Genomic DNA, 19,124 nt, shown 5'->3' on the forward strand with positions numbered 1-19,124 from the left:
TGTCTCCCCCCCCCCGCGCCCCCCCGCGCCCCCCCCGGGCCCCCCCTCCGCGTCGTTGTCCCCGTAGAGAGCCGTGCCGGGAGGGACCCGGCGGGTGAAGGGGGTGTCCCATGCGACGCGTGGTATTGGAGCGTTTTCCGGCGGGAAGTCCGAGGGGAAGTTGGCCGGCCGAGGAGTACGCGGCGCAGCGCAAGCGCGAGGGCCTCGCGGCGGAGGTGGTGATGGACCTCGACAGCGACGCGTTCCTGGTCGTGGTCCGCCGGCGGGAGGTCCTTTCCGGTCACTGATCGTCCGGGGATGACCCGGTCGGCGCACGCCCCTTGGCGTCGGGGGCCGACAGCCCCAGACTGACCCGATGACGCAGCGTGTGGACCTCGGGACGGTAATGGACCGGCTGGCCATCGACGAGGTGGTGTCGGGGTACGCGGTGGCCGTCGACGACGGCGACTGGGAGGCCTACCGGGCCCTGTTCGCGCCCGGGGGCCGGGCCGACTACAGCGCGGCGGGCGGGGTGGCGGGCCCGGCGGCGGAGGTCGCCGACTGGCTAGCCGAGACGATGAAGCTGTTCCCGGTGCGCCAGCACCTCATCGTGAACCGGCTGGTGCGGTTGGAGGACGAGGGCGGGGCGCCGTGCAACGCGGCGCGGGTGCGGGCGGACTTCCTCAATCCGATGCGGCTGGCCGGCGCGGACTTCGACGGCACCGTCACCGCCCCCAACTTCGTCGCCGCGGGCCGCTACACCTTCACGCTCGCCCGTACCGCGGAGGGCTGGCGGCTGACCGGGGTCACCGTGCACGAGAAGTGGCGCCACCTGTCGGCCTGAGCCGCGCCCCGCCCGATGCCGTCCCACACTGGAAGCCGGAGGCGCCTGATGCTCACGAAGCGGACCCGGTGGGGGCGCGCGGCGGCCGCGGCGGCCGCCGGGGCGTTGCCCTGCCTCGCGTTCCCGGCCCCGGCACTGTGGTGGTTCGCGTACGTCGCCCTGGTGCCCTGGATGCTGCTGCTGCGTTCGGCTCCCACGGGGCGGCGGGCCGCCCTGGAGGGTTGGTTGGGGGGCGCGGGGTTCATCGTGGCCGTGCACCACTGGCTGCTGCCGAGCCTGCACGTGTTCCTGATCCCGTTGGCGGCGCTGCTGGGCGTGCTCTGGATCCCCTGGGCCCTGCTGGTGCGGGAGCTGCTCGGCGGGAGGCCCGCGCGGGCTCGGGCGGCGGCCGCGCTGGTCGTCGTACCGGCGGGCTGGCTGCTGTCGGAGCTGGTCCGGTCCTGGCAGGGGTTGGGCGGGCCGTGGGGGCTGCTGGGGGCCAGCCAGTGGCAGGTACCGCCGGCGCTGTTGCTGGCCTCGGTGGGCGGGGTGTGGCTGGTGAGCCTGCTGGTGGTGGCGGTGAACTGCGCGCTGGTGCTGTTCGTGGCGGTGCCCGGGGCGCGGGCCCCCGCCGTCGCCGCGGTGGCGGGCTGCGCGGTGCTGACGGGGGCCGTGTGGCTGTGGCTGCCGCGCCCGGCGGTGACGGGCGCGGTGCGGGTGGCGGTCGTCCAGCCCGGTCCGGTGGGCGGGGCGGACGGCGCGGAGCGGCGGTTCGACGTGGAGGAGCGGCTGACGCGGGGCCTCGTGGGCGCCCGCCCGGACCTGGTGGTGTGGGGGGAGAGCAGTGTCGGCGCGGATCTGGCGGCCCGGCCCGACCTGTCGCGTCGGCTGGCGGAGCTGTCCGCGCGGGTCGGGGCGCCGCTGCTAGTCAACGTGGACGCCCGCCGGTCGGACCGGCCGGGGATCTACAAGAGCTCGCTGCTGATCGGGCCCGAGGGGCCGACCGGCGAGCGCTACGACAAGATGCGGCTGGTCCCCTTCGGGGAGTACGTACCGGCCCGCACGGTGCTGGGCTGGGCCACCTCGGTCGGCAAGGCGGCGGGTGAGGACCGGATGCGCGGCGCCGCCCCGGTGGTCATGGACCTGCCCGGGGGGCTGCGCCTCGGGCCGCTGGTGTGCTTCGAGTCGGCCTTCCCCGACATGAGCCGCCACCTGGCCCGGGAGGGGGCGGCGCTGATCGTGGCGCAGTCCGCGACGTCGACGTTCCAGGAGAGCTGGGCGCCGGAGCAGCACGCCTCGCTGGCGGCCCTGCGGGCGGCCGAGACGGGCCGCCCGGTGGTGCACGCCACCCTGACCGGGGTCAGCGTGGTGCACGGCCCGTCGGGCGGCCGGATCGGCCCGGCCCTGCCCGCGTCCGCGGCCGGGGCGGCGGCGGTGTACGAGGTGCCGCTCGCCGGGGGCACGACCCCGTACGCCCGCTTCGGGAACTGGCCCGCCGGGGCCGCCCTGGCCGTACTGGTGGCGTACGGCGTGGCGCGGACGGCCCGGGCGGTCAGGTCCGGGAGGCCTGCTCCAGAGCCGTCAGGACCACCCGCTCGCACAACTCGTGGGTGAGCAGGGCGTCCCGGGCGCTCAACGTCCTACCGGCCTCCACGGCCTCCAGGAAGGTGTCCACGACCTGCTCGATCCCGCGCTGGCGGGCCACCGGCACCCAGTCGCCGCGCCGCCTGATGGTCGGCTGGCCCTTGTGGTCGATGATCTCGGCGAGGTTGACCACCTGTCGCTTGGAGTCCTGGCCGGACACCTCCAGGACCTCCTCGGTGGAGCCGGAGAGCCGGTTCATGATGCCGAGGGCGGTGAAGCCCCCGCCCGACATCTGGAGGACGACCTGGTGCATCAGCCCGTCGCGCACCACGGCCCGGACGTCGATGTGGTCGGCCGTGCCGGGCAGCAGGAAGCGCAGCGTGTCGACGACGTGGATGAAGTCGTCGAGCACCAGCGTGCGCGGGTCCTCGGGGAGCCCGACCCGGTTCTTCTGCAGGACGATCAGCTCGCGCGGGTGGTCGGCGCACTGCGCGTAGCCGGGCGCGTAACGGCGGTTGAAGCCGACGAAGAGGCTCACCCCGCGTTCCTCGGCCCGCTCCACCAGGCGGCGTGACGCGTCGTACTCGTAGGACAGCGGCTTGTCGACGTACGTCGGGACGCCCGCCTCCAGCAGCCGTTCGACGATCTCCGGGTGGGCGGCCGTCGGGGCGTGCACGAAGGCGGCGTCGAGGCCCTGCGCTAGCAGGGAGTCCAGCGTGGTGTGCCGCCGCGCGACGGGGACGTGGTGGAGTTCGCCGATCCGCTCCAGCGTCGCGGGGGTGCGGGTCTGCAGGTGCAGCTCGACCCCGGGGCGGGTGGTGAGGACCGGCAGGTACGCCTTCTGGGCGATGTCTCCGAGTCCGATGACGCCGAGCTTCACCGGCAGCCTCCAGGTGTTCGCCGTGTGGGAAGCCCGAGCTTAATCGCCTGCGGCGGACCGGGCGGGTGCGGGCCCGCCCGGTCCGCCGCCGCGCGAGGTGCGGGTCGGTCCGGCCGGCCGTCACCCGTGCGGGCGCATTATCCGTCCTGGGTTTTCGCAACGGGGTCCTCGCACAGCAGAGTTGCGCGGGTGCATCCAACCCGAACCTCCACGAAGCTGCTGCTGGGAGTGGCCTGCGCCGTCTCGGCCGTCTCCGGTTGTGTGAATGTGGCCCCGGGGCCGACGGACCCCAGCTCGACGCCCCCGACCGGCCCGGCGCCGCGGCACGGGCCGCGCGGCGGACCGGAGGCCCTGCCCGTGGTCGTCCAGGCGCCCGCCCTGGAGGCGCTGCGCGCCGTGCCGGGGCCGAGCGCCTCGAACCCGTCGGCTCCGGCCGCCCCGCGGCGGGCGACGACGACGCACAGCGGGTCCGCGGCGGCCCCGGCCCGGCAGCACCCGCACGCGGCGCCGCCGGTCCCCGACATTCCGGAGCCGCCGGAGCCCGTACGGCACGCCGAGGAGCGGCCGGAGGGCCGCCCGCACCCCGTACGGCCGGACGCCCGGGTTCCGCGCGACCTGGTGCGGGAGCTGCCGGTCCGGCCGGCCGACGTGTGCGCGCTGGGCCGCCGGCACGGCCGCTGGCACCCGGACAGCCCCGAGGCCCGCATCTGCTCGGGCGTCGAGGGCGGCTGAACCCGGCGACCGGGCTCGTACGGGGCCCCGGCGGGCGGCGCTGGTGCTGTGGCCGGAAAGGTTTGCCGGGTCGCGGTGTTCGGTGCGGTGCATCGCACGGCGGAGGGCCGCGGCTCGTACTGGACGTACTTCCGTGGTCCGACAACGCGGCGAGGTGCCGGGCGCCGCGACCCGGTGGACCTTTCCGGTCACAGCACTAGGGGGACTGCTCGGGGAACGGCCGCTGAGGGGTGCCCGGCTCGCCGGCCAGCCGGCGCTCCAGCCGGGCGATGGCGGCCCGTACCCCGTTGCCGTACCCGTCGTCGGACAGGGCCCCGGTGGCCGCGCGGGCCCGTGCGAGGTGCACCCGGGCCGCCTCGGGGCGGCGGAGCTTGACGTAGTCCGCCGCCAGGCTCAGGTGCAGCGAGGGGTAGAAGACGCGGACCGCCCGCTGCGGTCCCGGGCGCCCCGGACCGTCCCCCGCCCGCCGGGCGGGAACCGCGCCGCCGGGCCGGTCGACGACCCCGTCGGCTCCGGGGCCCCCGGTGGCCGGTCCGTCGGCGGGCGGTCCGTCCGTGGCCGGTCCGGCCGCGGTGAGTCCGTCGGCGGCGGTCAGGGCACGCAGGTCCCAGGCCAGTTCGTCGGCGGGGTCGTCCTGCGCGTCGGCCATGTAGTGCGCCAGGGTGCACCGGTGGAGGGAGTCGCCGTCCTCGCCGATCTCGGACCAGATCGCGCCGAGCCGGTTGCGGGCCTCCTCGCGGTCGCCGGCGTGCAGCAGGATGACCGCCTGGCCGATCCTGGTCATGACGGCGTCCTCCGACGCCTCCTGCTGCTCCGTCAACGCGGCCTCCGGCTTGCTCGGCAGACCTGGTTCGGTCTGGTCCCACGAAGCTAACCGGAGGCGGCGCCCGTGGCTTCGAGGCGCGGGGTGGCGTCAGCCCAGGTCGGGAATGCTCCAGTCGATCGGCTCATGCCCCTGGGCGGCGACGGCCTCGTTGATCTGGGTGAAGGGCCGGGAGCCGAAGAACTTCTTGGCCGACAGCGGCGAGGGGTGGGCGCCCTTGACGATGACGTGCCGCTCCGCGTCGATGAGCGGGATCTTCTTCTGGGCGTAGGCGCCCCAGAGGACGAAGACGACCGGGTCGGGGCGCTCGGACACCGCGCGGATCACGGCGTCGGTGAACTTCTCCCAGCCCTTGCCCTTGTGCGAGTTGGGCTCGGCCTCGCGGACGGTGAGCACGGCGTTGAGGAGCAGGACGCCCTGTTCGGCCCACGGCATCAGGTACCCGTTGTCGGGGACGGGGAGGCCGAGCTCCTCCTTCATCTCCTTGTAGATGTTGCGCAGCGAGGGCGGGGTCCGCACGCCGGGCTGCACGGAGAAGCACAGGCCGTGACCCTGGCCGGCGCCGTGGTAGGGGTCCTGGCCGAGGACCAGGACCTTCACCTTGTCGAACGGCGTGGCCTCCAGGGCCGCGAAGACCTGCTCGCGGGGCGGGTAGACCGGCCCGTTCGCCCTTTCCTTCTCGACGAACTCGGTGAGTTCCTTGAAGTAGGGCTGGTCCAGTTCCCCGCCGAGAGCGGGGAGCCAGGACTCGGGCAGCATCTGGGTCACGTCGACAACCTCCGGTACAAGTTCGTGCAACTGCTCAAGAACCTACCGGGGGCCACTGACATCGACGCGGCCCGGATGCCCTTCGCTCCGCGCTACCAGCTGGTCTTGCGGTACAGCTCCCACATCTGCATGGCGGTCTGCGGGTCGAGGGCCCGCTCGGCGCCGGCGATGTCCTCGCGGGCTCCGACGTACAGCTTGCCCTGCCACAGCGGCAGCAGGCGGACGTCCTGGGCGAAGATCTGCTGCGCCCGCTCGAACTCCTTGACGCCGGCCGAGCGGTCGCCCTCGCGGCGTGACTTGGGCAGGACCTCGTTGATCACGTCGGCCGGCTCGTACGGGGTGCCGACCGCGTTCTCCTTGCCGACGAACGGCGCGATGAAGTTGTCCGGGTCCGGGAAGTCGGGGAACCAGCCTCGGCCGAAGACCGGGTACTCGCGGTTCTTGTAGCCCTCCTGGAACTCCTTCCAGGGCTTGCCGCGCAGGGTGACCCGGAAGAGGTTGGTCTCGTCCAGCTGGCGCTTGATCTCGGTGAACTCGTCCGCGGTCGAGGCGCCGTAGCGGTCCGTGGTGTACCAGAACGTCAGGTCGACCGGCTGGGTGATGCCGCCGTCCTTGAGGATCTTCTTGGCCTTGGCGACGTCCGGCTGGCCGTACAGGTCGTAGAACGGCGTCTTGTGGCCGACGACGCCCTTGGGGACCATCGAGTACAGCGGTTCGGCCGTGCCCTGGTAGACCTTGGAGACGATCGCGCCGCGGTCGAGGATCTGGGCGATGGCCTGGCGCACCGGCAGCTTGTTGACCTGCGGGTCCTGGGGGTTGAAGACCAGGTAGCGGATCTCGGCGCCGACGTTCTCGACGACCTGGACGCCCATGTTGTGGGACTCGGGGGTCTGCAGGTCCTTGATCTCCGCGGCGGACAGGCCTCGGTAGGTCGCGTCGATCTCCTTGCCCTTGAGGGCGGCGACCATCTTCTTGGAGTCGGAGAAGTAGCGGATCGTCACGCCGTCGTTCCGGCGGTCGGCGAAGCCCGTGTAGGTCTCGTTGCGGCCGAGGACCGCCTCGCCGACCTCCTTGTACGAGTTGAGGACGTACGGGCCGGAGCCGGTGACCTTGCCGTCGTCGCGCACCTTGTCGGCGGGGTACTCCCCCGGAGCGACGAGCGAGGCGGCCGGCGAGCCGAGGACGTACGGGAACGTCGCGTCGGAGGCGTTCAGGTGGAAGACGACGGTGAGGGCGTCCGGGGTCTCGATCTTGTCCAGGCTGTTGAACAGCCCGCTCGGACCGAACTTGTGGTTGATCTTCTTGATCCGGTCGAGGGAGTGCTTGACGGCCTTGGCGTCGAGCGTCTCGCCGTTGGAGAACTTCAGGCCCTTGCGCAGGGTGCAGCGGTAGGACTGGTTCGCCGAGTCGGTGAACTCGCAGTTCTGGGCGGCGTCCGGCTGGGGCCTGGTGCTGCCCGTGGGGAACGCCAAAAGGGTCTGGTAGATGTTCCGGTACAGCTCCCAGGAACCGTCCCAGGCAGCGGCCGGGTCGAGGTGGCTCGGCGCACTCGTGGTGCCGACGACTATCCGCTTCGCGCCGTCACCACCCTCGTCCGAGAACAGACCGCAGCCGGCGAGCAGGGATATGGACGCAAGGGCCGCAGTGATCCGCAGGCATCTGGTCCGGTTGAACACGTGCACGCTCCTCGATCAGCCAGGGATGCGGCAGACCCTACCGCAGTGCATCACAAATCCAAGGGGTAGGTTTCGTGAGGCACTTGACCGATTACATGCACATTCGGTACGCATTTGCCTCCCCCAAGGAGGCAAATGCGTCCGGATACCGGTCAGGCGACTCCGGCATTGAGGAAGATTCCTCCGTCAACGACCAGAGTTTGTCCTGTGATCCATTCCGCTTGTGCAGATGTCAGGAATGCGGCGGCTCCTCCGATGTCCTCCGGCACCCCGAGCCGGCCGAGCGGATAGGCGGCCGCCGCCTCCTGTTCGCGGCCCTCGTAGAGCGCCTGCGCGAACTTCGTCTTCACCACGGCGGGGGCGATCGCGTTGACCCTGACCTGCGGGGCCATCTCGTGCGCGAGCTGGAGGGTGAGGTTGACCATGGCGGCCTTGCTCATCCCGTAGGCCCCGATGAACGGCGAGGGGGAGAGGCCCGCGATGGAGGCGATGTTCACGATCGCGCCGCCGTTGTCCTTCTGCCAGGCGTGCCAGGTGCGCTGGGCGAAGCCCAGGGCGGAGATCACGTTGGTTTCGAACACCTTGCGCGCGACCCCGAGGTCCAGGTCGGCGATCGGCCCGAAGACCGGGTTGGTGCCGGCGTTGTTGATCAGGAAGTCGACGCGGCCGAAGGCCTCCATGGCGCGCTCCACGGCGACGGCCTGGTGGGCCTCGTCGTGCGCCTTGCCCGCCACGCCGATCACCCGGTCCGCGCCGAGGCGCTCGACGGCCTCCTTGAGCGCGTCCTCGTTGCGTCCCGTGATGCAGACCCGGTCGCCGCGGGCGACCAGCGCCTCGGCGATCCCGTAGCCGATGCCCCGGCTCGCGCCGGTGACGAGCGCGGCCTTGCCGCTGTCGATGCCGTTGTAGGTCATGACGTACGCCCTGTCTCTCGTGATCCGGTCAGTTGAGCGGGCCGCCGGCCACGTACAGGACCTGGCCGGAGACGAAGCCGGCGGCCTCGCCGGTGAAGAAGGCGATGGCGTTGGCGATGTCGTCCGGGCGGCCGACGCGCTGCACCGGGATCTGGGAGGCGGCGGCGGTCTGGAACTCCTCGAAGCCCATGCCGATCCGGGCGGCCGTCTGGGCCGTCATCTCGGTCACGACGAAGCCGGGGGCGACGGCGTTGGCGGTCACGCCGAACTTGCCGAGCTCGAAGGCCAGGGTCTTGGTGAAGCCCTGGAGGCCCGCCTTGGCGGCGGCGTAGTTGGCCTGGCCCCGGTTGCCGAGGGCGGAACTGCTGGAGAGGTTCACGATGCGGCCGAACTTGGCCTCCACCATGTACTTCTGACAGGCCCGCGCCATCAGGAACGCACCGCGCAGGTGCACGTTCATGACGGTGTCCCAGTCGGTGTCGCTCATCTTGAAGAGGAGGTTGTCGCGGAGCACGCCCGCGTTGTTGACCAGGACGGTCGGCGCGCCGAGCGTGCTCGCCACGCGTTTGACGGCCGCCTCCACCTGGGCGCTGTCGGACACGTCGCAGCCGATCGCGACGGCCGTGCCGCCGGCCGCCGTGATCGCCTCCACGGTGTCCTTGCAGGCCGCCTCGTCCAGGTCGAGTACGGCGACCGCGCGACCCTCGGAGGACAGGCGCACGGCGGTGGCCGCGCCGATGCCCCGGGCCGCCCCGGTCACGATCGCCACGCGCTGCTCGGTGGTGGACATGCTGGATCTCCTCGCCGTCGAGAAACGGCCGCCCGGAGGTGAGCAACCGCTTAGTAGCTTCAGCTGAGGAGACGCTAGGAGCCCTGGCACCCGGTGTCAACGGGTGCCCTCGTGGCGGGCGGGTCGGTCAGCGGACCAGCAGGTCCAACAGACGCTCCACCTCTGCCTCCGGGTCGGCGGTCAGGCCGGTGTGCACCGGCCCCGGCTGGACGACCGTGCTGCGCGGGGCGATCAGCCAGCGGAACCGCCGGCCCGCGTCGCCGTCCGCCGCCTGCCCGGCCCGTTCCCCGCCCGCGCAGATCCCCTCGACCCCGTACAGGGCGGCCCGGACGCCGGCCACGTCGGCCTCCGGGTCCAGGACGAGGAGCTTCGCCTCGTCGAGGTGGATGCGCGCGGCGACGTAGGAACGCGCCCGGCAGTAGACGATGACGCCGGCGTTGAAACACTCGCCGCGCTCCATCCTGGGCACCACGCGCACCAGTGCGTACTCGAACACGTCCCGCTCGGTCACTCGTCGTCGCTCGTCTTCCTGTTGATCCTGTGGGGCCATTCGGGGAGGTGGTCGGTGAGCCAGCCGGGCGGACCCGTCGGCGCCTTCACCTGCGCCTCCAGCGAAATCCTCTCGTGGATCGTGGCCGCGCGCGGCAGCAGCGCCTCCACGTAGGCCCGTCGGACCGCTTCGGCGGAGTCGAAGCCCGGCTCGTCGAGGAGCCACTCGTCGGGGACGTCGGCGGCGACCTCGGTGAGCAGTTCCTCGGTCACCCGCGGGGCGAGTTCGGCGGCGGCCGCGGCGATGTCGGGGCCCACGGAGGCCAGGACGTGGTCGGAGGCGTTGTAGGGCTTGGCCGCCGCCGCCAGGGCGGTCGGCCAGTTGTGCTGCCAGATCATGGTGGCGCCGTGGTCGATGAGCCACAGGTCCCCGTGCCAGACCAGCAGGTTGGGATTGCGCCAGGACCGGTCCACGTTGTTGATCAGGGCGTCGAACCAGACGACGCGGCCCGCCTCGACGGGGTCCGCCCGGTAGGCGAGCGGGTCGAAGCCGATCGAGCCGGGCAGGTAGTCCATGCCGAGGTTCAGCCCACCACTGGCCTTGAGCAGCTCCTGGACCTCCTGGTCCGGCTCGCCGAGCCCGATGACCGGGTCCAACTGCATCTGCACCAGGCGCGGGACGCGCAGGCCCAGCCGCTGGGCGAGGCGCCCGCAGATCACCTCGGCGACCAGCGTCTTGCGCCCTTGGCCGGCGCCGGTGAACTTCATGACGTAGGTCCCGAGGTCGTCGGCCTCGACGATTCCCGGGAGCGAGCCGCCCTCACGCAGGGGCGTCACATAGCGGGTCGCGATCACTTCTGTGAGCATTTTCCCAGGCTAGCGGGCGGACGCAGTTCACGATCCGAGGTTTTTCCGAATCTCTGACCAGCCCGGACGGACCGGCGATCAGCGCTGGGGAGAAGCTGGGGAGTTCGGTCCAGAGGCCTCGCTCCCCCGGCCGCCGTCGACGGCTCGGCGACCCTTGCCGCAAGCCTGGCGGCGTGAAGTGAGCATGGTGGTCCATCGTGACTGCCTCATCACAGGGAAGCCATCCCCGTGCGCCGCGCCCCCACTGCCAGGGCTTGGCTCCCTCCAGCTGCGGCGGGAAATCACACCGACCCGAGCCAGGACGGGCTTCCACATGGAGGTGTCCGTACGGGTCTCGGCGGCCCTCGCCTGCGGTGACGCTGCTGTGATCACGGCGTAAGAGCTGTCCTGGACAGGTCCGTTCAGCGGTCTCGCCCCCGGACAGTTCGCCAAGGTCGCCGCTGGGCTGCATCGCCGGAGGTCGTCGCCCCCTTCGACAGCGAGCACGTCACGGCCGCGTCCATGGCCCGGGTCCGCCGAGCCGTCCCCACCGACGGCACCACCGTCGCGGTGGAGGCTCTCCACCCCTACGCCACCAGCCGGCCGACCAACGACCTGAACGTCCTCTCACGAGGGGCCGGAACCCCGGACCACGCACCGACTGGGGTATGCCACCCGCAACACCCGCCTCGTCGACGACTGCAGCGCCGCTCTACGGCCCGCGCTCGACTGCGCCTCGTGGCCCGCACCATCCCGCGGCCACCTCACCCCCCGGGCCGGCAGTCCGCCGGGGCGGTGCCCTGTCGCAGGAGGGGCTGCGGAAGGCACCGGACGCGGTCCGCACGATCACCGCAACCGGGCCCGTACGCCACGGAACCGCCGGCGGGCCGCTTCCGGCCGCCGGGGAAAGCAAGGAAGGCGGCAGCCGGCGGCAACCGGAGCAAGGGCTCGTGGAGGGTACGCAAAGGTGATCCCAGGGGCCTTGACGGAGTAGTTGTTAGCGTTAACACTCTTGTAACGCCAGGCCAGAGCAGTGGGGCCGGGCAGTGCACCCCAGCGGCCGGAGCCAGCCCCCGCCGCCGACCGGGGAACCGAACGGGCCTCGCCGGGCCGGGCCCCCTCGTCACGCCGAGTCACGGCTCATCACTGGAGGAAACGTGCGAAGAATCCCGACAGGCCTCGTCGTGGTGGCGCTCGGCCTGACATTGGCGGCCTGCGGCCAGAGCGCCAACGGCGTCGGAGGCGAGGCGGACGCGGGCGACTCCAGGGGGGGCCTGGTCGGGATCGCCATGCCGACCAAGTCCTCCGAGCGCTGGATCAATGACGGCGCGAACATGGTCAAGCAGTTCCAGGCCAAGGGCTACAAGACGGATCTCCAGTTCGGCGACAACGTCGTCGAGAACCAGGTCGCCCAGGTCGAGAACATGATCACCAAGGGCGCCAAGCTGCTGGTGATCGCTCCGATCGACGGCTCCTCGCTCAGCGACGTGCTCCAGAAGGCCGCCGCCGCGAAGATCCGGGTCATCTCCTACGACCGCCTGATCCGCGGCACCGGGGACGTCGACTACTACGCCACCTTCGACAACCACAAGGTCGGCGTCCTGCAGGCCACGTACATCGCCGACCGGCTCGGTCTCCAGAGCGGCAAGGGCCCCTTCAACATCGAGCTGTTCGCCGGATCACCGGACGACAACAACGCCGGGTTCTTCTACCAGGGCGCGATGAGCGTCCTGAAGCCCCACATCGACGCCAAGCGGCTCGTGGTCAAGAGCGGCCAGACCGAATTCGCCCAGGCGGCCACCCTGCGCTGGGACGGCGGCGTTGCGCAGTCCCGGATGGACAACCTGCTCAGCAAGGCCTACACGTCGGCCACCGTCGACGCGGTGCTCTCGCCCTACGACGGCATCTCGATCGGCGTCGTGTCGTCCCTCAAGGGGGTCGGCTACGGCGGCGCGGGCAAGCCGCTGCCCATCGTCACCGGCCAGGACGCCGAGCTCGCCTCCGTGAAGTCCATCATCGCCGGCGAACAGACCCAGACCGTGTACAAGGACACGCGCGAACTCGCCAAGGCGGCCGTGCAGATGGGCGACGCACTGCTCACCGGCCACCAACCCGAGGTCAACGACACCAAGCAGTACGACAACGGCGTGAAGGTCGTGCCCTCCTACCTGTTGCAGCCGGTCAGCGTCGACAAGGAGAACTACCAGAAGCTGCTCGTCGACTCAGGGCAGTACTCCGCCGACCAGCTGAAGTAGCCGCCCCCGGCCCCACCCACCGGGGCCCAAGAACCGGTGATGCGGCGCCACCCCGACCGGTCCGCCGCATCATCCCAGTCGAACGGACCCACCACCATGGCCGGACCCGTCCTCGAGATGCGTTCGATCAGCAAGTCCTTCCCCGGCGTCAAGGCACTGTCCGAAGTCAACCTGACCGTCGCAGCCGGCGAGGTCCACGCCATCTGCGGCGAGAACGGGGCGGGAAAGTCCACCCTGATGAAGGTGCTCAGCGGCGTGCACCCGCACGGTTCCTACGAAGGCGAGATCCGGTTCCAGAGCGAATCGTGCGCCTTCGCCGACATCCGGGCCAGCGAGCGCCTCGGCATCGTGATCATCCATCAGGAACTCGCCCTGGTGCCCTACTTGTCCATCGCCGAGAACATCTTCCTCGGCAACGAGCACGCCACGCGCGGGTTCATCAGCCGGCATCGGACGCTCACTCACGCCCAGGCTCTGCTCGAACGCGTCGGCCTGCCGGACAATCCGCAGACCCGCGTCGCGGACATCGGCGTGGGCAAACAGCAACTCGTCGAGATCGCCAAGGCTCTCGCCAAGGAGGTCAAGCTGCTGATCCTGGACGAGCCGACGGCCTCGCTCAACGACGAGGACAGCCGCAAACTGCTCGACCTCATCCTCGAACTCAAGGCCCAGGGCATCGCCTGCATCGTCATCTCGCACAAATTGAACGAGATCGCCCGCGTCGCCGACGCCGTCACCATCCTGCGCGACGGCCGGACCATCGAGACCATCTCGGTCGCCACCGAGGGGATCTCCGAGGAACGCATCATCCGCGGGATGGTCGGCCGCGATCTTGAGCACCGCTACCCCGAACGCACCCCGGAGATCGGCGAGGTCACGCTGGCCATCGAGGGCTGGACCGTCCTGCACCCGATCGACGTGCACCGCAAGGTGGTCGACGAAGCGTCGATCACGGTCCGGCGCGGCGAGATCGTCGGCATGGCGGGCCTGATGGGCGCAGGCCGGACCGAGCTCGCGATGAGCGTCTTCGGCCGCTCCTACGGGCGCCACACCAGCGGCCGGGTCCTGCTCGACGGCAAGGAGATCCGTACGCGCACGGTCCCCGAGGCGATGGCCCACGGCCTCGCCTACGTCACCGAGGACCGCAAGCGCCTCGGCCTCCACCTTGGCGAGGACATCCGCCGCAACATCTCACTGAGCGCGCTCGGCAAGGTCTCCCGCCGGGGCTGGGTGAACGAGCACGAGGAGACCCGCGTCGCCGAGAGGTACCGCGGCATGATGAACATCAAGGCGCCCTCGGTGTTCGCGGAGACCGGCAAGCTCAGCGGCGGCAACCAGCAGAAGGTCGTCCTCAGCAAGTGGATCTTCTCCGATCCCGAAGTGCTCATCCTCGACGAGCCCACCCGGGGAATCGACATCGGTGCGAAGGCCGAGATCTACGCGGTGATCGCCGACCTCGCGGCCCAGGGCAAGGCAGTCCTGGTGATCTCCTCCGAACTGCCGGAGCTGCTCGGCCTGTGCGACCGCATCTACACCATGGCCGAGGGACGCATCACCGGTGAGACGACCCGAGCGGACGCGACCCAGGAATCCCTCATGCGCCTCATGACCGTGGGCGCCGCAAACCAGAACGAGCAGGTGTGACGCATGACCCAGATCCAGAGCCCCGCCGTCGACACCGGGGGCGACGCCCCCGGCGGGGACAAGCGCCCCGGTGCGCCGGAAGGTCCGCGCGCCCTCCTCGTGCGCCTCCTGCGCGGCAACATCAGGCAGTACGGCATGCTGGTCGCCCTGGCGCTGATCATCGTGCTGTTCCAGATCTGGACCGACGGAACACTGCTCAAACCGCTCAACGTCACCAACCTGATCCAGCAGAACGGCTACATCCTCATCCTGGCCATCGGAATGATGATCGTCATCATCGCCGGCCACATCGACCTGTCGGTGGGATCCCTGGCGGCCTTCGTGGGCGCCGCGGCCGCGGTGATGATGGTGCACCACGACATTCCCTGGCCCGTGGCAGCCGCCGCCGCGCTCCTGATAGGCGCCGCGGCCGGCGCCTGGCAGGGCTTCTGGATCGCCTACGTGGGCATCCCCTCGTTCATCGTGACGCTCGCCGGGATGCTGCTCTTCCGGGGCGGGACGCAGATCCTGCTCCAGGGCCAGTCGGTGGCCCCCTTCCCGCAGGGCTTCCGTCAGATCAGCAGCGGCTTCCTGCCGGAGGCAGGCCCGCACACCAATTACCACAACCTCACGCTGTTGCTCGGCTTCGGCGTGCTTGCGCTGGCCGTCGTACAGGAGGTCCGGGGCCGCCGCCAGGCGGCCTCCTACGGGCTGCGGCTGCTGCCGATGGGCCTCTTCCTCGTCAAGCTGGCGGCGATCGCCACCGCGGTGACGGTCTTCACCCTGCTGCTCGCCAGCTACCACGGCTTCCCGATCGTGCTGCTCATCCTCGGCGTGCTCCTGGTCGCCTTCGGCTACGTCATGCGCAACTCGGTCCTGGGCCGGCACACCTACGCCATCGGCGGCAACGAGCCCGCGGCCAGGCTGTCCGGCGTCAAGAGCAAACGGATCGTCTTCCTCGCCTTCGTCAACATGGGCGTCCTGGCCGCGCTGGCCGGGCTGGTCTTCGCTGCCCGCCTCAACGCCGGTACGCCCCAGGCGGGCATCAACTTCGAACTGGAGGCGATCGCGGCGGCCTTCATCGGCGGCGCCTCGGCGTCAGGCGGTGTCGGCACCGTGCTCGGCGCGATCATCGGCGGTCTCGTGCTGGGCGTGCTGAACAACGGCATGTCACTGGTCGGTATCGGCACCGACTACCAGCAGGTCATCAAGGGTCTCGTGCTGTTGGCGGCGGTCGGTTTCGACGTGTGGAACAAGCGCAAGGCCGGCTCCTGAGGGTCGCCGCGCGATGCCGGTTCGCCTGGCCCACCGGCCGGGGCGAACCGGCACGCCTCCTCGTGTCAGGGCACGGGAGCTCACACCTCCTCGGAGCAACGGAGAGGGGGTCTTGGGACGGAAAAGCGGGGTGACGCACCAGTGGGAGCGCTCCCACCATGCTCTCCGGCCGAGCGAGGGGTCAAGATGCGCGAGCCGTCGCAAGAAAATCAGGGCGCGCCGTGACGAAGCCGCGCACGGCTCTGTTCGCCGGCCGGGCCGCGCGCTATGGTCCAGCCTTACCAGTGGGAGCGATTCCGACAGTTGACGCTGCGTCACGCAGGCGTCTGAGCTGCAAGGAGTCGCTCATGCGACACCCCCCGCACATGCCCGCATTACTCCTGGGCGCGGCCCTCGCCACGGTGAGCGCCTCGCCCCTCCCCCATCTCCCGGCGGCCGCGGCCGCGCCGGTCTGCGCCGTCCAGTACGCCGTCACCCACACCTGGGACCAGGGCTTCCAGGGAGCGGTCACCCTCACCAACAAGGGTGCTCCGCTGTCCGGTTGGACGCTCACTTTCGACTTTCCGGGCGTTCAGAGAGTCAGCCAGGGCTGGAACGCGAAGTGGTCCCAGACCTCGCGTACCGCGACGGCGGCCAACCAGACGTGGAACGGCGGACTCGGCTCCGGATCGAGCGTCACCCTCGGCTTCCTGGCCTCCTGGTCGGGAACCAACCCGGCCCCCACGGTCTTCTCGCTCAACGGAAACACCTGCGCCACCGCGCCCGGCGGCCCGACCGAGCCGCCCACGCCGACACCCACACCCACACCCACACCCACACCCACACCGGTGGAGGATCCGCCCGTCCTGCGCGTGAGGGGCAACAAGCTGGTCGACGCCTCCGGCGCCACCCGCCGCCTGACCGGAGTCAACCGCTCGGGCAGCGAGTTCATGTGCGTCCAGGGTCACGGGATCTTCGACGGCCCCGTGGACGACCACGCCGTCACCGCCATCACCGACTGGAACGCCAACGCGGTCCGCGTCCCCCTCAACGAGGAGTGCTGGCTCGGCCTGGACAACATCAAGCCCGAGTACGCCGGGGCCCGCTACCGCGAAGCGGTGACCGCCCTGGTGCGGCGCATCGAGGACCACGGCATGACCCCGGTCGTCGAACTGCACTGGTCCTGGGGCCGGTACACCGGCAATTCCGCGGGCTGCGCGGACATCCACGCCAGCTGCCAGAAACCCATGCCGGACGCCCGCTACGCCCCGGCCTTCTGGACCTCTGTCGCGAACACCTTCAAGAGCGATCCCGCCGTCGTCCTCGACCTGTTCAACGAGCCCTATCCCGACCGCGCCGCCTCCACCCCTGACCAGGCCTGGGCCTGCTGGCGGGACGGCGGCACCTGTCCCGGCATCGGCTACGAGGTGGCGGGCATGCAGGACCTCGTCGACGCGGTACGGGCCACCGGCGCGCAGAACCTGATCCTGGCGGCCGGCATCGCGTACGCCAACGACCTCAGCCAGTGGTGGGCGCACCGGCCGCACGACCCGGCCGCCAACCTCGCCGCCGCCTGGCACGTCTACAACTTCAACGCCTGTGCCGACGAGGCCTGCTGGGACTCCGTACTCGGCCCGCTCGCGGCCGAGTTGCCGGTCGTGGCGGGCGAGATCGGTGAGAACACCTGCTCGCACGCCTTTGTCGACCGGGTGATGCGGTGGTTCGACGGCCGGGGGCTGTCCTATCTCGGCTGGACCTGGAACACCTGGGACTGCTCCTCCGGTCCCGCACTGATCAGCTCCTACGAGGGCACACCCACGGCCTTCGGCATCGGGCTGCGCGACCGTCTGCGCGCCCTCCCCACACGCGAAGGAAAGGACACACCATGACCTCCACGACTTCGTTCCGCCGCCGTACCGCCTTACTCGCGGCCGTGGCCCTCGTCGCCGCGGCCACGGGTACCGCGACGGCCGTGTCCGCCGGCGGCCCGGGAACGGCCGCCGCCGGCTGCAAGGTCGACTACACCGTCCAGAACCATTGGGATTCCGGCTTCACCGCCGCGGTCACCGTCACGAACACCGGCGCGGCCGTCCAGAGCTGGCAGCTGGAGTGGGCCTTCGCCGGAAACCAGCAGGTCACCCAGGGATGGAACGCCGGGCTTACGCAGAGTGGCGCCGACGTCACCGCCAGGAACGCCGCCTACAACGGGGCGCTCGGCACCGGCGCCTCCGCCTCGTTCGGATTCAACGCCTCGTACAGCGGGGCCAACGCCCTCCCGGCCGCCTTCAAGCTGAACGGCGTCACCTGCGGCACCGGCCCCGGCCCCACGGACCCGCCCGGCCCGACCGACCCGCCCGGGCCCACCGACCCGCCCGGGACCCGCGTCGACAACCCGTACCGGGGTGCGTCGGTCTACGTGAATCCCGAGTGGTCGGCGAGGGCCGCGGCCGAGCCCGGCGGCAGCCGGATCTCCGGTCAGCCGACCGGCGTGTGGCTGGACCGGATCGCCGCCATCGCCGGCACCCCGAGCAGCATGGGGCTGCGCGCGCACCTCGACGAGGCCCTGCGGCAGAAGGGGACGGGCGAGCTGGTCGTCCAGCTCGTCGTCTACAACCTCCCCGGACGCGACTGCGCGGCCCTCGCCTCCAACGGTGAGCTGAAGGCCCACGAGATCGACGCGTACAAGGCGCGCTACATCGACCCGATCGCCGCGATCCTGGGCGACCCCAAGTACGCGGCTCTGCGGATCGTCACAACGGTCGAGATCGACTCCCTGCCCAATCTGGTCACCAACACCGGCGGCCGGCCCACCGCCACCCCGCAGTGCGACACCATGAAGGCCAACGGCAACTACGTGAAGGGCGTCGGCTACGCCCTCAGGAAGCTCGGATCCGTCCCCAACGTCTACAACTACGTCGACGCGGGGCACCACGGGTGGATCGGCTGGGACGACAACTTCGGCCCGTCCGCCGACCTGTTCAAACAGGCCGCCACGGCCGAGGGCAGCACCGTCGCCTCCGTGCACGGATTCATCACCAACACCGCCAACTACAGCGCCCTGAAGGAGGAGCACTTCGCCGTCGGCGACACAGTCGCCGGCAAGTCCGTCCGCGAGTCGAAGTGGGTGGACTGGAACCGGTACGTGGACGAGCTCTCCTTCGCCCAGGCATTCCGCGCCAAACTCGTCTCCGTTGGCTTCGACCCGGCGATCGGCATGCTCATCGACACCTCACGCAACGGCTGGGGCGGCGCCGCCAGGCCCACCGGCCCCGGCTCCCGGGCCGGCGTGGACACGTACGTCGACGGAGGCCGCTTCGACCGGCGCGTCCACATCGGAAACTGGTGCAACCAGTCCGGGGCGGGGATCGGCGAGCGTCCGACGGCGCACCCGGCTGCGGGGATCGACGCGTACGTATGGATGAAGCCGCCCGGCGAGTCCGACGGTTCGAGCAGCCAGATCCCCAACGACGAGGGCAAGGGATTCGACCGGATGTGCGACCCGTCGTATGAGGGCAATCCGCGCAACGGGTTCAACCCGTCGGGAGCCCTGCCGGGCGCGCCGCTTTCCGGCCGCTGGTTCTCCGCCCAGTTCCAGGAACTGATGCGCAACGCCCACCCGCCGCTGCGATAGCCGGCGCCACCGGTAGGTGACGCGCGGCCGTCGGCGACCGCCTCTCGGGCGTCGTCG

Annotated in this window: 18 protein-coding genes; 10 read left to right on the forward strand and 8 right to left on the reverse strand. The window is 70.9% G+C overall.

Going from position 1 to position 19,124, the window contains the following annotated elements; all coding sequences use genetic code 11:
- Positions 1-110: 110 nt before the first annotated feature.
- From AB0D46_RS21290 to lnt, 3 genes are all read left to right on the forward strand, one after another.
- Positions 111-287, forward strand: a complete 177-nt coding sequence (locus AB0D46_RS21290) for a hypothetical protein (protein ID WP_362879535.1) — start codon at positions 111-113, stop codon at positions 285-287.
- 68 nt (positions 288-355) lie between these two features.
- Positions 356-823, forward strand: a complete 468-nt coding sequence (locus AB0D46_RS21295) for a nuclear transport factor 2 family protein (protein WP_362879537.1) — start codon at positions 356-358, stop codon at positions 821-823.
- Positions 824-871: 48 nt separating this feature from the next.
- Complete coding sequence (gene lnt, locus AB0D46_RS21300; protein ID WP_362879539.1) at positions 872-2,416, forward strand: apolipoprotein N-acyltransferase; 1,545 nt, start codon at positions 872-874, stop codon at positions 2,414-2,416.
- Here the strand turns inward: lnt and AB0D46_RS21305 are convergent.
- The gene (locus AB0D46_RS21305; protein ID WP_362879540.1) at positions 2,355-3,266 is read right to left on the reverse strand and encodes a Gfo/Idh/MocA family oxidoreductase; all 912 of its coding nucleotides are present in this window, start codon (positions 3,264-3,266) and stop codon (positions 2,355-2,357) included. The two genes, lnt and AB0D46_RS21305, sit on opposite strands and share 62 nt — an antisense overlap.
- A gap of 189 nt (positions 3,267-3,455) precedes the next feature.
- Here AB0D46_RS21305 and AB0D46_RS21310 point away from each other — a divergent pair, with 189 nt between their 5' ends.
- A complete protein-coding gene (locus AB0D46_RS21310) occupies positions 3,456-3,998 on the forward strand; it encodes a hypothetical protein (protein WP_362879542.1) in 543 nt (180 codons plus the stop codon).
- Between the two features lie 196 nt (positions 3,999-4,194).
- On the opposite strand, the gene AB0D46_RS21315 is transcribed toward AB0D46_RS21310, so the two are convergent.
- The 7 genes from AB0D46_RS21315 to AB0D46_RS21345 all read right to left on the reverse strand — a co-directional run bounded on the left by AB0D46_RS21315 (position 4,195) and on the right by AB0D46_RS21345 (position 10,325).
- On the reverse strand, positions 4,195-4,818 hold the full coding sequence (locus AB0D46_RS21315; RefSeq protein WP_362879544.1) for a hypothetical protein: 624 nt from the start codon (positions 4,816-4,818) through the stop codon (positions 4,195-4,197).
- Between the two features lie 93 nt (positions 4,819-4,911).
- Positions 4,912-5,580, reverse strand: a complete 669-nt coding sequence (locus tag AB0D46_RS21320) for a uracil-DNA glycosylase (protein WP_362879661.1) — start codon at positions 5,578-5,580, stop codon at positions 4,912-4,914.
- Positions 5,581-5,681: 101 nt separating this feature from the next.
- Positions 5,682-7,265: an ABC transporter substrate-binding protein gene (locus AB0D46_RS21325; RefSeq protein ID WP_362879546.1), complete on the reverse strand. Its 1,584-nt coding sequence runs from the start codon at positions 7,263-7,265 to the stop codon at positions 5,682-5,684.
- Between the two features lie 152 nt (positions 7,266-7,417).
- Positions 7,418-8,179: an SDR family oxidoreductase gene (locus tag AB0D46_RS21330; protein ID WP_362879548.1), complete on the reverse strand. Its 762-nt coding sequence runs from the start codon at positions 8,177-8,179 to the stop codon at positions 7,418-7,420.
- Positions 8,180-8,207: 28 nt separating this feature from the next.
- On the reverse strand, positions 8,208-8,969 hold the full coding sequence (gene fabG / locus AB0D46_RS21335; RefSeq protein WP_362879550.1) for a 3-oxoacyl-ACP reductase FabG: 762 nt from the start codon (positions 8,967-8,969) through the stop codon (positions 8,208-8,210).
- Positions 8,970-9,096: 127 nt separating this feature from the next.
- The gene (locus tag AB0D46_RS21340; RefSeq protein ID WP_362879552.1) at positions 9,097-9,480 is read right to left on the reverse strand and encodes a DUF3037 domain-containing protein; all 384 of its coding nucleotides are present in this window, start codon (positions 9,478-9,480) and stop codon (positions 9,097-9,099) included.
- Entirely contained in the window at positions 9,477-10,325 is an 849-nt protein-coding gene (locus AB0D46_RS21345; protein WP_362879554.1) for a HipA family kinase, read from the reverse strand. Before AB0D46_RS21345 ends, AB0D46_RS21340 begins: the two co-directional genes overlap by 4 nt.
- Positions 10,326-10,712: 387 nt before the next feature.
- Here AB0D46_RS21345 and AB0D46_RS21350 point away from each other — a divergent pair, with 387 nt between their 5' ends.
- From AB0D46_RS21350 to AB0D46_RS21375, 6 genes are all read left to right on the forward strand, one after another.
- Positions 10,713-11,507: an AarF/UbiB family protein gene (locus AB0D46_RS21350; RefSeq protein ID WP_362879663.1), complete on the forward strand. Its 795-nt coding sequence runs from the start codon at positions 10,713-10,715 to the stop codon at positions 11,505-11,507.
- Complete coding sequence (gene chvE, locus AB0D46_RS21355; protein WP_362879556.1) at positions 11,462-12,559, forward strand: multiple monosaccharide ABC transporter substrate-binding protein; 1,098 nt, start codon at positions 11,462-11,464, stop codon at positions 12,557-12,559. The genes AB0D46_RS21350 and chvE overlap by 46 nt, the downstream gene beginning before the upstream one ends.
- Positions 12,560-12,655: 96 nt before the next feature.
- Positions 12,656-14,203, forward strand: a complete 1,548-nt coding sequence (gene mmsA / locus AB0D46_RS21360) for a multiple monosaccharide ABC transporter ATP-binding protein (protein ID WP_362879558.1) — start codon at positions 12,656-12,658, stop codon at positions 14,201-14,203.
- A 3-nt stretch (positions 14,204-14,206) separates the two neighbouring features.
- The gene (gene mmsB, locus AB0D46_RS21365) at positions 14,207-15,457 is read left to right on the forward strand and encodes a multiple monosaccharide ABC transporter permease (RefSeq protein WP_362879559.1); all 1,251 of its coding nucleotides are present in this window, start codon (positions 14,207-14,209) and stop codon (positions 15,455-15,457) included.
- A 347-nt stretch (positions 15,458-15,804) separates the two neighbouring features.
- On the forward strand, positions 15,805-17,325 hold the full coding sequence (locus tag AB0D46_RS21370) for a cellulase family glycosylhydrolase (protein ID WP_362879561.1): 1,521 nt from the start codon (positions 15,805-15,807) through the stop codon (positions 17,323-17,325).
- A complete protein-coding gene (locus tag AB0D46_RS21375; RefSeq protein WP_362879563.1) occupies positions 17,322-19,067 on the forward strand; it encodes a glycoside hydrolase family 6 protein in 1,746 nt (581 codons plus the stop codon). Before AB0D46_RS21370 ends, AB0D46_RS21375 begins: the two co-directional genes overlap by 4 nt.
- Positions 19,068-19,124 lie beyond the last annotated feature (57 nt).

This window comes from Streptomyces sp. NPDC048383, from assembly GCF_040651775.1.
Lineage (GTDB): Bacteria > Actinomycetota > Actinomycetes > Streptomycetales > Streptomycetaceae > Streptomyces.

What these genes read in the sequence shown, in the direction of transcription:
- AB0D46_RS21345 (WP_362879554.1), bottom strand. Translation starts at nt 10,325, where the DNA reads ATGCTCACAGAAGTGATCGCGACCCGCTATGTGACGCCCCTGCGTGAG.
- AB0D46_RS21295 (WP_362879537.1), top strand. Translation starts at nt 356, where the DNA reads ATGACGCAGCGTGTGGACCTCGGGACGGTAATGGACCGGCTGGCCATC.
- AB0D46_RS21320 (WP_362879661.1), bottom strand. Translation starts at nt 5,580, where the DNA reads ATGCTGCCCGAGTCCTGGCTCCCCGCTCTCGGCGGGGAACTGGACCAG.
- AB0D46_RS21370 (WP_362879561.1), top strand. Translation starts at nt 15,805, where the DNA reads ATGCGACACCCCCCGCACATGCCCGCATTACTCCTGGGCGCGGCCCTC.
- mmsB (WP_362879559.1), top strand. Translation starts at nt 14,207, where the DNA reads ATGACCCAGATCCAGAGCCCCGCCGTCGACACCGGGGGCGACGCCCCC.
- AB0D46_RS21330 (WP_362879548.1), bottom strand. Translation starts at nt 8,179, where the DNA reads ATGACCTACAACGGCATCGACAGCGGCAAGGCCGCGCTCGTCACCGGC.
- mmsA (WP_362879558.1), top strand. Translation starts at nt 12,656, where the DNA reads ATGGCCGGACCCGTCCTCGAGATGCGTTCGATCAGCAAGTCCTTCCCC.
- AB0D46_RS21290 (WP_362879535.1), top strand. Translation starts at nt 111, where the DNA reads ATGCGACGCGTGGTATTGGAGCGTTTTCCGGCGGGAAGTCCGAGGGGA.
- lnt (WP_362879539.1), top strand. Translation starts at nt 872, where the DNA reads ATGCTCACGAAGCGGACCCGGTGGGGGCGCGCGGCGGCCGCGGCGGCC.
- AB0D46_RS21375 (WP_362879563.1), top strand. Translation starts at nt 17,322, where the DNA reads ATGACCTCCACGACTTCGTTCCGCCGCCGTACCGCCTTACTCGCGGCC.
- fabG (WP_362879550.1), bottom strand. Translation starts at nt 8,969, where the DNA reads ATGTCCACCACCGAGCAGCGCGTGGCGATCGTGACCGGGGCGGCCCGG.